This window comes from Lentzea alba (assembly GCF_011067745.1).
Taxonomy (GTDB): Bacteria; Actinomycetota; Actinomycetes; order Mycobacteriales; family Pseudonocardiaceae; genus Lentzea; species Lentzea alba.
The window spans coordinates 32,895-44,585 of record NZ_JAAMPJ010000020.1; the positions used below are offsets into that span (position 1 = coordinate 32,895).

At 68.2% G+C, this 11,691-nt stretch carries 10 protein-coding genes, 1 tRNA gene and 1 other RNA gene; 4 read left to right on the top strand and 8 right to left on the bottom strand.

What is annotated here, in order from left to right; translation table 11 throughout:
• The first annotated feature begins 13 nt into the window (after positions 1–13).
• Entirely contained in the window at positions 14–1,498 is a 1,485-nt protein-coding gene (locus G7043_RS45335; protein ID WP_166055579.1) for an ABC transporter permease, read from the top strand.
• Here the strand turns inward: G7043_RS45335 and G7043_RS45340 are convergent.
• Together G7043_RS45340 and G7043_RS45345 are read right to left on the bottom strand one after the other, a co-directional pair.
• A complete protein-coding gene (locus G7043_RS45340) occupies positions 1,495–3,081 on the bottom strand; it encodes a DUF6345 domain-containing protein (protein ID WP_166055580.1) in 1,587 nt (528 codons plus the stop codon). The two genes, G7043_RS45335 and G7043_RS45340, sit on opposite strands and share 4 nt — an antisense overlap.
• 155 nt (positions 3,082–3,236) lie before the next feature.
• Positions 3,237–4,361 carry a threonine synthase gene (locus tag G7043_RS45345; RefSeq protein ID WP_313888413.1) on the bottom strand — a complete coding sequence of 375 codons (1,125 nt, stop codon included), beginning with the start codon at positions 4,359–4,361 and terminating at the stop codon, positions 3,237–3,239.
• 113 nt (positions 4,362–4,474) lie between these two features.
• Between G7043_RS45345 and G7043_RS45350 the strand changes: the two genes are divergently transcribed.
• On the top strand, positions 4,475–5,674 hold the full coding sequence (locus G7043_RS45350; protein WP_166055582.1) for a S8 family peptidase: 1,200 nt from the start codon (positions 4,475–4,477) through the stop codon (positions 5,672–5,674).
• A 64-nt stretch (positions 5,675–5,738) separates the two neighbouring features.
• On the opposite strand, the gene G7043_RS45355 is transcribed toward G7043_RS45350, so the two are convergent.
• On the bottom strand, positions 5,739–6,179 hold the full coding sequence (locus tag G7043_RS45355; RefSeq protein ID WP_166055585.1) for a hypothetical protein: 441 nt from the start codon (positions 6,177–6,179) through the stop codon (positions 5,739–5,741).
• A 171-nt stretch (positions 6,180–6,350) separates the two neighbouring features.
• Positions 6,351–6,747, bottom strand: an RNA gene (rnpB, locus tag G7043_RS45360) — RNase P RNA component class A.
• Between the two features lie 171 nt (positions 6,748–6,918).
• Between rnpB and G7043_RS45365 the strand changes: the two genes are divergently transcribed.
• Entirely contained in the window at positions 6,919–7,440 is a 522-nt protein-coding gene (locus G7043_RS45365; protein ID WP_166055587.1) for an NAD(P)H-dependent oxidoreductase, read from the top strand.
• Here the strand turns inward: G7043_RS45365 and G7043_RS45370 are convergent.
• Complete coding sequence (locus tag G7043_RS45370; RefSeq protein WP_313888423.1) at positions 7,433–8,503, bottom strand: bifunctional RNase H/acid phosphatase; 1,071 nt, start codon at positions 8,501–8,503, stop codon at positions 7,433–7,435. The genes G7043_RS45365 and G7043_RS45370 overlap by 8 nt on opposite strands.
• Positions 8,504–8,568: 65 nt before the next feature.
• Here G7043_RS45370 and G7043_RS45375 point away from each other — a divergent pair.
• Positions 8,569–8,651, top strand: a tRNA-Leu gene (locus G7043_RS45375).
• A 115-nt stretch (positions 8,652–8,766) separates the two neighbouring features.
• Here G7043_RS45375 and G7043_RS45380 read toward each other — a convergent pair.
• The 3 genes from G7043_RS45380 to G7043_RS45390 all read right to left on the bottom strand — a co-directional run bounded on the left by G7043_RS45380 (position 8,767) and on the right by G7043_RS45390 (position 11,659).
• Positions 8,767–9,540 carry a hypothetical protein gene (locus G7043_RS45380; RefSeq protein WP_166055590.1) on the bottom strand — a complete coding sequence of 258 codons (774 nt, stop codon included), beginning with the start codon at positions 9,538–9,540 and terminating at the stop codon, positions 8,767–8,769.
• Positions 9,541–9,634: 94 nt separating this feature from the next.
• A complete protein-coding gene (locus tag G7043_RS45385) occupies positions 9,635–10,078 on the bottom strand; it encodes a CAP domain-containing protein (RefSeq protein WP_166055592.1) in 444 nt (147 codons plus the stop codon).
• 252 nt (positions 10,079–10,330) lie between these two features.
• On the bottom strand, positions 10,331–11,659 hold the full coding sequence (locus G7043_RS45390) for an amidohydrolase (protein ID WP_207312596.1): 1,329 nt from the start codon (positions 11,657–11,659) through the stop codon (positions 10,331–10,333).
• Positions 11,660–11,691 lie beyond the last annotated feature (32 nt).

An 11,691-nucleotide genomic window follows, 5' to 3' on the forward strand; every position in this document is an offset into this window, starting at 1 on the left:
TAGCTTCTGAACCATGTTACGGTTCCTGCTGCGTCGTGACCGGGTTGTACTGGGGTCCTGGATCGCGCTCATCGCAGGTGTTGTTCTCAGCGTCACCGCCCAGTACAGCCGCATGTTCCCCACCGCCGAAGCCGCGCTCTCCTTCGCCCGAGACGTCGCCGGCAACACGGCGCTCACCGCGTTCACCGGACAGCTGACCGCGCCGACGCTGCAGGGGCTGATCCTCTGGAAGATCGGCGACGTCGCGTTCATCCTGACCGCCCTGATGGCGATCCTCACGGTGCTGCGCCACACCAGGGCCGAAGAGGAGTCCGGCCGTCAGGAGCTGCTGCGCTCGACGCCTCTGTCCCGATGTGCACCGCTCGCGTCCGCGCTGGGCCTGGCGATGGGAGCTTCGCTGCTGGTCGGCGTACTGGTGGCGATGATCGGCGGCCTGAGGTTCGGGCTCGCGGTGACCGCGCCGGGCCTCGTGTTCGCGGCCGTGGCGGGAGTGGCCGCCCAGCTGACCGAACGGTCCTCGACCGCTCACCTGATCGCGTGCGGGCTGCTCGGCCTGACCTACGGCGTGCGGTTCGCGGCGGACGGCAGCGGCCTGCTGTGGGCGCGCTGGTTCTCCCCCAACGGGTGGAGCCACCTGTTCCTGGTGTCGAGCTGGGTGCTCGTGGTGCCCCTCGTGGCCACCGCGCTGCTGACCGTCGTCGCGTTCCGGCTGAACCTGCGCCGCGACTTCGGGGCGGGCGTGGTGCCCGCGCGGCCGGGCAGGACCGGTGGTGACGTCAGCCTGCCGTGGCGGGTGCACCGGACGCAGCTGATCGGCTGGGTGACGGCGTTCGCGCTGGCCGGAGCGACCATGGGCGGCGTCGCGGCCGGCATGCGGGGCGCGGTCGACGGCGGTTCGGCGGTGATGAGCGAGTTCCTGCGGCGCTACGGCAGCGGCGAGCTCGGGGACACGTTGCTGTGGATGATCATGATCAGTCTGGGTGGCACGGCGGCGTTGTTCCCGGTGCTCGTGGTGTTGCGGCTGCGGGCGGACGAGGTGTCCGGGCGGGCGGAGTTGTTGTTGTCGACGGCCATGAGCCGGATGCGGTGGGCCGGCGGGCACCTGCTCGTGGCCGTGGCGGGGACCCTGGCGATGATGACCGCGGCCGGGCTCGCCGCCGGTCGTGGCGACCTTCGCGTGCTGACCGCGGCGTTGCTCCAGGTGCCGGCCGCGTTGGTGGTGGGTGCCGTGGCGATGCTCGCCGCGGGTGTCGCGCCCCGTGCCGCCGCGGCGATCTCGTTCGTGGTGTGGCTGGCCGTCAACATGTTCGGTGAGATCGTCGGACCGTCGCTGGGGATCGGCTACGACGTCGCGAACCTGGTGTCGCCGTTCCACTACCTGCCGAGGGTGCTGACCGGGGAACAGCTCACCGCCGCGCCCCTGCTCGGGCTCGCGGCGGTGGCTGTCTTCTTCAGTTCGCTCGGGATGGCGCGGTTGAGGGTCCGGGACCTCGGTTAGGAGGCGCCGGAGATCCGCCAGAACCAGCCGGTCGAGGCGTAGTCCGGGCCGACGGAGCCCTTGCCCCAGAAGTAGTCGTTGTAGTTGCCCAGCCCGCCGGTCGTCGGCAGGTAGACGCCCATGGTCGCCCAGCGGACGGAGGCGGGCTGAGTGTCGATGCTGGCCTGCGCCCACGCGTCGCGGACCTTCATCGGGTTGTTCCACCACAGGAACGGCGAGCGCCACATGTAGTGACCGAACTTGCCGCCGTGGTTGGCGGAGTTGTAGCTGACGGTGGTGAAGCTGTTGATCTGGTGCAGACCGCGGAAGGCCTGGCCCCAGCGCTGCGCCCAGTTCTGGCCGCCCGTGGTGTCCTCGAGGATCAGGCAGGTGAAGAGGCTCATCCACTCGACGTCGTTCTGGCCCCAGCGCGCGTCGGTGTTCGCGAGCTTGTCGTCGGTGTGGTTGGAGCAGCCGGTGAAGTAGAAGCCGGTGCCCGAACCGTGGCCCTGCCAGTAGGTGAGGTCGACGTCGTCGGCCCAGTTGGTGTCGTCACCGCCCGCGAACATCGGGTCCTTGAAGTCGCTCTCCCACGCGTTGCCGTCGAGCCAGCTGAAGTCGCGGGTGATGCCGTGGTTGCTCGCCTCGGTGTTGAAGGTGCCGATGTTGGCGGCGGTGTTGGGCAGGCCGGAGCAGTTGCCGGTGCCCTCGCTGCCGACCTGGGTGCCGACCGCCTGCATCTTGAACTGGGCATCGGGCCTGGGCTCCTGGCCAGGTCCCGGCTGCGGCAGTTCGGCACCGACCGCGGCGGGCAGGGTGATGGCCTGCGGGGCGCCACCGTCGTCGTTGCGGCCGGCGCAGCGGAACGAGGGCTCGATCTTGTCGACCTTGTCCTCCAGCGGCGGCGCCACGTAGACGTAGCTGACGTCCGGCTTCACCGAGGCGCCGAGGTACTTCTGGCACAGCTTGGCGCCGTACGCGAGGTCGTTCACCTTGGCGGTGCCGGCCTTGTCGTAGGTGCGCGCGGCGTGGCTGACCGCCGTGACGCCCTGCGCGTCGAACGAAACGCGGATGTTCGCGCCCTCACCCTCCAGCGGGATGCCGCCGAGCTGGAACGTGTAGGACACCGACGTGTCCAGGTTCGCCGTGAGTGCGTTGCGACCGTTGGGGTCCGACAGCTCGAACGTCGTGTGCTGCGCGGTGGCGGTTGCGTTCGCCGGCAACACGCCCGCTGCCCTCAGGCCTTCCTGAGCGCGCTTGGTCGCCTCGTCCGCCGGGATCGTCTTGATCCGCTTGATGGCCTCGGTGTCGAGCGCGGTCTGCGTGGTCGCGTTGCCGTCCTCGTCGGGTCTGCCCTGTCCTTTGTCGACGGTCGGCAGGTACTGGTAGCGCTGCTCGTCCGCGAAGGACACCGCGCCCGCCTCGGATCTCTGGACGTCCTTGAGGCCGAACACCCGTTGCAGCCGCTGAGCCTGCTCCTGGTCGAGGCCGGAGCTGGTGACCCCGTACACGGGGAGCTCTGTGGCGTCGGCGGTCGCGACCCCGACAGCTCCGGCGGTGACCAGGCTGGACAGGGCCAGCACCACGGTCAGCTTGCGTTGCATGTCTCTTCCCTCCCTTGGGGACGACCGGCTGCAGGGGCCGGCCGTCTGACAGGAGGATCGGGGGTTTCGAGCCGTGATACCGAGGGGGGCGTGTTGCGACGGCGGCACCACTCGAACGGCCGAAATTCTGTAACGCTCCCAGGGACTGCGGCTACTTAGAGGCGGACAGCTGGGTACTTGATGCCGGCTCCGGTGTTCAGCACGACGACCTCGTCATCCGCTTGGAGCCAACCGGTTTCCCGGAGTTTCCGGACCGCGCTGATCGTGGCGGCGCCTTCCGGGCAGAGGAACACGCCTTCTCGTCGTGCGCACTCCTCCCGGTCTTTTTGGATCTGCTCGTCATCGATTGCCGTTGCGGTGCCATTGGTTTCGCTGATGGCTTGCAGGATGATGAAGTCCCCCAACGGCTTCGGCACGTTGATCCCGAACGCGCTCGTGAAGGCGTTGTCCCAGAAGGTCGATTCGGCCGCGCCTTCGTCGTAGGCGCGCACGATCGGCGCGCAGCCGGTGGACTGCACCGCCACGAGACGCGGCAGAGGTCCGTCGATCCAGCCGAGCTCGCGCATTTCGCCTAGCGCCTTGTGGATCCCGATCAGCCCGACCCCGCCGCCGGTCGGGTAGATGATCACGTCCGGGACGCGCCAGCCGAGCTGTTCGACGATCTCGTAACCCATCGTCTTCTTGCCCTCGATGCGATAGGGCTCCTTGAGCGTCGAGGCGTCGAAGAGATCGACGTCCTTGATGGCCGCGGCCGCGTCGGCGATGGTGCCTGGGACGATCCGGAGCTCGGCGCCGCTCGCCTCGACCTCCTCGCGGGTGATCAGCGGGGCGTCCTCGGGCATCGCGATGACGCTGCGCATGCCCGCGCGGGCCGCGTAGAGGGCCCAGGCGGCGCCCGCGTTGCCGTTGGTCGGCATCTTGATGCCCTCGACGCCGAGCTCTTTCGCCCGCGCGACCCCGACGGCGGCGCCGCGGGCCTTGAACGAACCGGTCGGGATGAGCGACTCGTCCTTCATCAGGATGTTCGCGTCCAGTGCCCGGCTCAGCGCCGGGAGCGGCACGAGCGGGGTCATGCCCTCGCCGAGGCTGAACGCGGGGTCGGGGTTGCGGACCGGGAGGACGTCCCGGTAGCGCCACAGCGAGTTTTCCGAGGTGGGACGGGCGACGCGGGTGAGGTCGTAGCGGGCCAGCAGCGGTGACGCGCACTGGCGACAGAGGTTCTGGACCTGGTCGGCGTCGTGGCGCAGTCCGCAGCGAGCGCATTCCAAATGGGAGAGCACGGCTCCATCAATACCGGCGAATCCGGTCGTGGATTTACACCCGAAAGTACTAACGCTTCACCCCGTTCGGGTGAGAGCATCGTGGTCCCTGCTCAGCCCCTTGAGGAGAGCCCATGCGACGACTCACAGTCAAGGCCCTGTTCGCAGCTTCTCTGCTCGCCGCCGCAGTTCCCGCCGCTCCAGCCACCGCCGACACCGCTACCAGCGGATACATCGTGCTGCTGAAGGACGGCACGAGCGTGTCCAGCCTGACCAACCTGCTCGGCGTCACGGTCGACAACGTGTACGAGTCCGCGGTGCGCGGTTACTCGGGCCGCATGACCGCCGGCACGGCCGCACGACTCGCTCGTGACCCGCGGGTCGCGCTGGTGCAGCCGGACGGCGTGGCGTCGATCGCCGCGCAGACCCAGCCGACCGGCATCGACCGCGTCGACGCCGAACAGAGTCCGACCGCCCGGATCAACGGCACCGACGAACGCGTGAACGTGGACGTCGCCGTGATCGACACCGGCGTCGACCTCGACCACCCGGACCTCAACGTCAACACCGCGGGAGCGAAGAACTGCTCCACCGGCCGCAGCGCTGACGACGGCAACGGCCACGGCACCCACGTCGCCGGCACCATCGGCGCGCTCGACAACGGAACCGGCGTCGTCGGCGTCGCTCCCGGCGCCCGCATCTGGCCGGTCCGCGTGCTGAACAACCAGGGCAGCGGCTCGTTCTCGGCCATCATCTGCGGCATCGACTACGTCACCGCGCACGCGAGCGAGATCGAGGTCGCGAACATGAGCCTCGGCGGGTCCGGCAGCGACAGCGCCTGCGGGTCCAACAAGGACGCGATGCACGAGGCGATCTGCCGTTCGGTGTCCGCCGGCGTGACCTACGTGGTGGCCGCGGGCAACAGCGCGAAGAACTCGTCGACCTTCGTGCCGGCCACCTACGAAGAGGTCATCACGGTCAGCGCGCTGGCCGACTTCAACGGCCAGCCGGGCGGCGGCGCGGCGTCGACGTGCCGCGCGGACGTCGACGACACCTTCGCCGACTTCTCCAACTACGGCGCCGACGTGGACATCATCGCGCCCGGCGTGTGCATCCTGTCGTCCTGGAAGGGCGGCGGCTACAACACGATCTCGGGCACGTCCATGGCCAGCCCGCACGTCGCGGGCGCGGCGGCGCTGTTCAAGTCGACCCACCCGAGCGCGTCCCCGTCGGCCGTGAAGTCCGCCCTGCAGGCGGCGGGAACGACCAACTGGAACTCCACGACCGATCCCGACAGCACGCACGAGCGGCTGTTGAACGTCGCGACGTTCTGATCGTCTTCACCACACAACGGTGCCCCGAGCGGAGATCCGCCCGGGGCACCGTTGTGCGGTGAGGCTATGAACCGATCACGTTCCTGATCACGGCGTGCAGAGCGGGATCAAGCCGCTCGACGATCGGGAGGTAGTCCGGCACGTCGAGGTTCTCCAGCACGTACACGCGCAGGCCGTACCTGGTGTCCTCCCACGGAGGAGGCTCCAGCTCCCACGCCTCGCGCACGATCCGCAGCAGCCTCGTCACCCACTCCTCGTCCATCGGTTCGGCGTCGAGCGCCGGCTGGATCAGCGGGTACCACAGGACGTCACGGGCGGTGTCCATCGGCTGGATGGGCTGCAGTTCCCGGTCGTGGTCGATCGCTTCCTCGACCTCGGCCGCGATCCGTTCCGCGAGGAACGGGCGGGCCTCCGGCAGGTTCATCCAGACGAAGTCGCCGAGGACCCCGATGCTCCACTGCATCTGCCGATGTTTCTGCCGGTGCGGTGACGGTTGCTCAGGCATGAACCTCTCCCTCACGCCGTTCCGCAGTTCGGATCGGCCGCGCACTGCTGCATGGGCATGTAGTCGCCCACGACTCCGGTGACGTCGAACGTCTCGATGACCGCGCTTTCGAGGCCGCGGTTGTACCGCACACGTACGGTCAGGGTGGGCCAGACGATGTAACGATCAAGGCGGATGAGCCGGCATGTAAGCCGGATCCTGTTCATGGGACTCGCGTCCCACTTGGCGGCCATCCATCTGGGCCTGCCGTCGCCGGCAGGCTCTAGCGGCCTACCCGCGAGCATCGGACGGGCAGTCCTCGAACGCTCGCGCAGGCACTCGCGTGCCCTCTTGGCCTTGCTCCGGGTGGGGTTTACCTAGCCGTCCCAGTCACCTGGGGCGCTGGTGGTCTCTTACACCACCGTTTCACCCTTACCCCGGCTTTCGCCGGGGCGGTCTGCTTTCTGTGGCACTGTCCCGAGGGTCACCCCTGGTTGCCGTTAACAACCACCCTGCCCTGTGGAGTCCGGACTTTCCTCGACTACCAACATCAAATGACACTGGCTGCCGCGGCCGCCCTGCCGACTCATCCGCGCCCACCAGGATATCCCAGCCGCTGAGACCGGTTGTTCACCGGTCCGGACGTTGCTTGACTCACACCATGACACGACGTCGCCACGTCGACTACGGCCGCGTGGCAGCCAGCCTGTGTTGCCTCCGCTGAGTTGCTCACAACCGCGACCTCAGGGAGTGCCCAGTCATGTCCAACCTGCTGATCATCTCCGGCGCGCCGTCCCCGGCCGCGCCGACCGGCTTGGTGGTTTCACACGTGTCCGCGGTGCTGCAAGCCGCCGGACACCACGTGTCGTTGCTCGACGTGCGCGCGTTGCCGACGTTGTCGCTGCTCACCGAGGACCTGCGCGATCCGGAGATCAGCGCCGCCGTGAGCAGCCTGCTCTCCGCCGACGGCGTCGTGGTCGCCTCGCCGGTGTACCGCGCCGCGTACAGCGGCCTGGTGAAGGCGTTGCTGGACCTGCTGCCGAAGAAGGCGTTGCGCGGCCGCGCGGTCCTGCCGTTGGCGACGGGTGGCAGCCAGGGCTTCCTGGTGGCGATGGACTACGCGCTGCACCCGTTGCTCGCCACGAAGGGCGCGGACCAGGTGGTGCGCGGTGAGTTCGTGCTGGACCGGAACGTGGGTACCCCCGGCGCGGCCGCCTTGTTGGACGCGGCGGCCGACCGGTTCACCTCGGCGCTGACCCCACGCCTGCGAAAGGTCAGCTGAGATGTGAGGTGTCGTTCACGAGCTTCACCGAAGCGTGCCCGTCCGGATAGAACTCCGCGATGGACACCCCGGTCAGGTCGAGGTGCATCCGGAACAGGAACTGCGGCCCGACGTCGAGCGCCTGCCGCAGCAACGTCTTGATCGGCGTGACGTGACTCACCAGCACCAGCGTCTTGCCGCCGTACTTCGCGATGATCTCGCTGCGCGCCTTGCGCACCCGCGCGTTGACCTCGTCGAAGCTCTCGCCGTTCGGTGGCTGCACGCTCGTGTCGCCGAGCCACCGCCGATGGATCTCCGGGTCCTGCTTCGCCGCCTCCGCGAACGTCAGCCCTTCCCACGTGCCGAAGTCGGTCTCGATGAGCCCCTGGTGGGTGACGACCTCGAGCCCCGTCTTCTCGGCGAGCTTGCCCGCCGTCTGCTGCGCCCTGCCCAGCGGTGACGAGATGATGCCCTCGATCCCGTCTACTTTGGACAACCGGGCCGCGGCCTTCTCCGCCTGCTCCAGCCCGAACTCCGTGAGCGGGTGATCACCCCGCCCGGAGTAGCGACGGTCCACCGACAGCCTGGTCTGCCCGTGCCGCAACAGGATCAACCGCGTGGGCTCGCCCACCGCACCACTCCAGTGCGGCTGCTTGGCCCCTTCCTCGGTTTTTTCGGCTTTCTCGGCTTTTTCGTCGTCCATGGCCTCGTTCGCCAACCGGTCCGCCTGCCGGTTGCGCTCGCGGGGAATCCACTCGTACGTGATGGCCCCGAAGTGGCGCGCCAGGGCCTGCGCCTCCCGCGCGAGCGGCTGCATAGACGGGTGCTTGATCTTCCAGCGCCCGGACATCTGCTCGACGACCAGCTTGGAGTCCATCCGCACCTCGACGGCCGCGGCCCCGAGTTCCTGCGCGGCCCTGAGCCCAGCGATGAGCCCCTGGTACTCGGCGACGTTGTTGGTCGCCACCCCGATGAAACCCTTGCGCTCGGCCAAGGTCTCGCCGCTGAGCCTGTCCCGCACCACCGCGCCGTACCCAGCCGGCCCGGGGTTGCCCCGCGACCCGCCATCAGCCTCGACGATCACCTTCACCGGGCGATCGTAGCCCCGCGTTCGGGGGCCTCTGAGGGCCGTGTACGATGATCCCATCAGTCTGGGTGGCGGAATGGCAGACGCGCTAGCTTGAGGTGCTAGTCCCCGAAAGGGGGTGGGGGTTCAAGTCCCCCCTCGGACACGAGCGTTAATCACCCCATGGGTTTGATGGAGACATCAAACCCATGGGGTTTTTTGCTTGTGCGGGCCGAGCCCTGGGCGAGACGCGCTGTCCACTCCAGACCTGACTCCGACGATCACCACGCGCCGGGCGGGCCGTACCACATGGCATCGTGAGATCTGATCTTCTCCGACAGCACCGATCGGCGATGGGTGGCCCCGCGGTCGAGGGCGATGCGTTCCCGCAGGCTTGCCAGCAGTTGCCGTCCCACGGGGTCCTCCTTTTCGAAGAGCTCCTCCATGTGCGGATCGTCGATGAGATCGAAGTAATGCTTGAGCAGAACCGCGAATTCGGGATCGGGCGGTTGTGCGTCGACCGTGTCGTCCTCCGGGCCGACGAGGTGCTGCTCCGGGTTCTCCAGCAGCCAACCGGCCAGCCGGCCGTTGGCGAACAACAGGTCGAATTCGTCGGTCACCCGAAGGCGCAGAGGCTCGGCCGCCGTTGCCATGGCCGAGGCGTACAAACCCACGAGCACGCCGCCGTCCTCGGCACACCATCGCACGTCGGCCACCTCGGAACTGAACAACTTCTTGTCTTCACGGTGTAGTACGCCGGCCATTGGCGTCAGTTCCAGCCACGGCCCGATGACGCCGGGATCGGCAAGATTGGTCTCGGGCAGGTGCATCGACACGCTCTCGAGCAGCCCGGTCGCGTTGTCGAAGCGGAAGTCGTCGCCTCCGGCCCACAGCCACCACGAATTGCCGTGCGTCCGCAACATGTAGTCCTCGTAGCCGCCTGGGCCGCTGGCGGCCCAGGCGGTCACCACGAGATCGTCCAGGGCCAGCAGGGCCGGCTCGCGCAGATGGCCGCCGGGGACCACTTCGGCCTCGGCGCCCTCGGCGAGGTACATCACCGGTCACCTCCCGCTGGCACATCGGCACTGCTACGGGATCATCGAGCCACTCGCCGCCTACCGCCAGCGAATTAACGGCTCGGGGCTGCTGTCATCGGGTGCCGAAGGTCTGCACCCAGTAGTGCCGCCACTGCGCGCCCGCGTTGTGGGAGTAGCCCACGCCGATGGACTTGTACGAGCAGTTCAGCATGTTCTTCTTGTGCCCTGCGGAGTTCATCCACCCGACCACGACTCCACTCGGGGTCGGATACCCGGCCGCGATGTTCTCGGCCTGACCGGTGTTCTTCGGATAACCCGCGCGCGCGATTCGGTCGAACGGGCTGCTGCCGTCCTGGCCGGTGTGGCTGAAGTAGTTCTTCTCCGCCATGTCCGCGCTGTGTCCCTGCGCTGCCTTGTCCAAGGACTCGTGGCGCACCAGTGCGCCGCAGCCGACCTTGGCGCGTTCGGCGTTGGTGAGCGCGACCACCTCTTCCCGGAAGTCCGGGGCGGCGTTTGCCTGCGGTGCAACGCAGACGAATGCCAGAGTCGTGCACACCAATGCAGCTAATCGCGACAAAATATATCTCCTTGAAATTCCCGATATGGGACAGACACCGGAGAATGATAATTACCGAGACTCGCGCCGATACCGGAGAAAGGAGTAATCGAAGTCGAGCGAACGGCGGTAGACCAACGACCGTTGGACGGGCACGTTCGGCGGTTCCCAACCGGCGACACGTGCAGAACGCGCAGCTCTTGCTCAGGCGGTCACCCCCTGCGCCCGGTACGTGCGCTCGGCGTTGGACGTCTAACAGAGCCCGGTCGCCGGGTCGGCGCAGTGTTCGACCTTGCCACCGACGACGGTCACGAGCGCCTCGATGTCCCGCAACGAGTCGACGGCGACCGCGGTGGGATTCGCGGACAGGATCACGAGGTCGGCGTACTTGCCGGGCGCGAGAGTGCCCTTCACGTCCTCCTCGAAGGTGCCGAACGCGGCGTCGGCGGTGAACAGCCGCAGTGCCTGATCAACCGTCAGGCGCTGCCGCAGTTGCCAGTCCTCGGGAGTGCGGCCGAGATAGCTCGGCCGGGTCACCGCCTGGAACACCGCCTCCAACGGTGACCCGTGCGGCAGGTCGGTGGCGTGGTCGCCCAGCACGAGCACGATCCACGGCATGTCCGTGCTGCCGATCGTGCGGACGCCGCTGTCCACGAGGTCCCGCCAGCGGGTGATCCACCCGATCTCGCCGCGCGCCACCAGTTCCGGGAAGCCTGCTTCCGCCGGAGCGTCACCTGGCAGGGCCGGCTGGATCGACGCGATCATGCCCAGCTCGCGCATCCTGGCGAGCTGGTCGTCGCGCAGCTGGATCACGTGCTCCGCCCGGTGGCGCGCGTCCGGGGCGGGATGCGCGGCCAACGCTCTGCTCACCGCCGTGAGGTACTGGTCGTGGGCCTCGGCGCTGATCGCGTGCGCGGTCACCTGCCAGCCGTTGCGGTGGGCGGTCAGGACGTAGTTGTCGAGCTCGACCTGGCTCCAGTGGAAGCGGGTGCCCCAGTCGTGGTCGACGAACAGCTTGACGCCGGCCAGCCGCAGGTGCGGGCTGTAGACGTGCCGCGGCTCGTGGTCGAGGAACCAGGAGAACTTGTCGTCCTCGAAGTTGAGCGGCAGGTAGGCGTTGACCCGCAACCGGAGGCTGCCGGACGTGTCGAGCTCGCGCAGGCGGTCCAGTCGCTGCACGTTGACGAACTGTTCGCTGATGCTGGTCCAGCCGCGCCGCAACGCCGCCTCGATCGCCAACTCGGGCGTGAGGCCGACCATTTCGCCGTCGCCGATCCAATGGGCGTGCGAGTCGATGAAACCCGGCAGCACCGTCCGGCCACCGAGGTCCACGAGACGGGTCACCCGGTCCGCCAGCGGCAGCACCTGTTCGTCGGTGCCGACCGCCGTGATCCGGCCGTTCCGGATCGCGATCGCCTCGGCACGCGGCTGGGTCGCCTGCATCGTGAGCACGACGCCGCCGTGGTAGATCACCTCGGGCGCGGTGCGGCTCGTCTGGAGCACCGGCACGTGGAAGATCGCCAGGCAGCCCACGAGGGTGACGGCCAGGGGGACGGTGCGGTGCCGGAACCGTGCACCCATCGCACGATGATGCGCGCGGAAGGGCCGCCCCG